The following is a 1249-nucleotide window of genomic DNA, read 5'->3' on the forward strand; positions in this document are numbered from 1 at the left end:
CCGCGGCGCGATCGAGGCCGGCGGCACCACGATCGGTCTGTTGCCCGGTGACGAACGGCTCGACGGCAACCCCTACCTGACGGTGTCGATACCCACCGGGATGGGGGAGATGCGCAACGCCCTGCTCGTGCGCAGCAGCGACGCGTTGATCGCGGTCGGAGGAAGCTGGGGCACCATGAGCGAGATCGCGCTGGCGGTCCGGACCGGTGTTCCCGTCGTGTCGATCGGGGGCTGGCAGATGCCCGGCCCCGGCGTGCTGGCCGTCGCCGACCCCGAAGAGGCCGTCGAATGCCTGCACGCCCTGCTCTGGCGGAAGGATCCGCTCGAAGGACGGCAGTAGCAGCTGCCGGAAAGGGAGGTCGCCGAGGTGGTGGCGGACCACCTCTGGGGTGGGTATCGCGGAGGACGCGGCCGGGAGAGCGTGGACATCACGCCTTTCCGCCGTCAGCCAGGAGGACCCCGTGCCGGACCGTACACAGTCGCTGCTCGTCGAAGAGGTCACCAAGAGCTTCGGCCCGGTCGAGGCATTGCGCGGAGTGAGCTTCGCCGCGGCCCCCGGTGAGGTGCTCGGGGTCCTCGGACCGAACGGGGCCGGCAAGACCACCGTGGTGAACATCCTCGCGACACTCCTGCGCCCGGATTCCGGGCGGGCCGTCGTCGCCGGGCACGATGTGGTCACCGACGCGGCCGGAGTCCGGCGATCGATCATGCTCACCGGCCAGTACGCCGCGCTCGACGACTCGCTCACCGGATTCGAGAACCTCGTGCTGTTCGCGCGGCTCCTCGGCATGCGACGACGCGCCGCCCGCGCCCGCGCCCGGGAACTGCTCGCGGAATTCGACCTGGATGACGCCGCGGACCGCCCCGTCGGCCGGTACTCCGGCGGCATGCGCCGCCGCATCGACATCGCCTGCGGCCTCGTCGTCCCACCCCAGGTGGTGTTTCTCGACGAACCCACCACCGGGCTCGACCCGCGCAGCCGGCAACGCGTGTGGGACCTGGTCGCCGGATTCAAGGCGCAGGGCATCACGACGCTGCTGACCACGCAATACCTCGAGGAAGCGGATCTGCTCGCCGACCGCATCGTCGTCGTGGATCGGGGTGTCGTCGTCGCCGACGACACCGCCGTCCGACTCAAGGACCGCGTCGGCGGCAGTTTCTGCGAGGTGGTGCCGCTGCGCCCCGGCGACGTCACCGCGATTGCAGACGTTGTCCGCACCCTCACCTACGGAGCGGTCGAGATCGGAGC

2 protein-coding genes are annotated in these 1249 nt (G+C 70.5%); both read left to right on the plus strand.

Going from position 1 to position 1249, the window contains the following annotated elements:
• Positions 1–340, plus strand: a 340-nt coding sequence (locus I0Q12_RS20875) for an LOG family protein (protein WP_231611117.1), incomplete at its 5' end; no start/stop codon positions are given.
• Positions 341–461: 121 nt separating this feature from the next.
• Positions 462–1249, plus strand: a 788-nt coding sequence (locus I0Q12_RS20880; RefSeq protein ID WP_197254231.1) for an ATP-binding cassette domain-containing protein, incomplete at its 3' end; no start/stop codon positions are given.

The sequence above is a fragment of the Rhodococcus sp. CX genome (assembly GCF_015865005.1).
In the GTDB taxonomy this organism is placed as follows: Bacteria; Actinomycetota; Actinomycetes; order Mycobacteriales; family Mycobacteriaceae; genus Rhodococcus.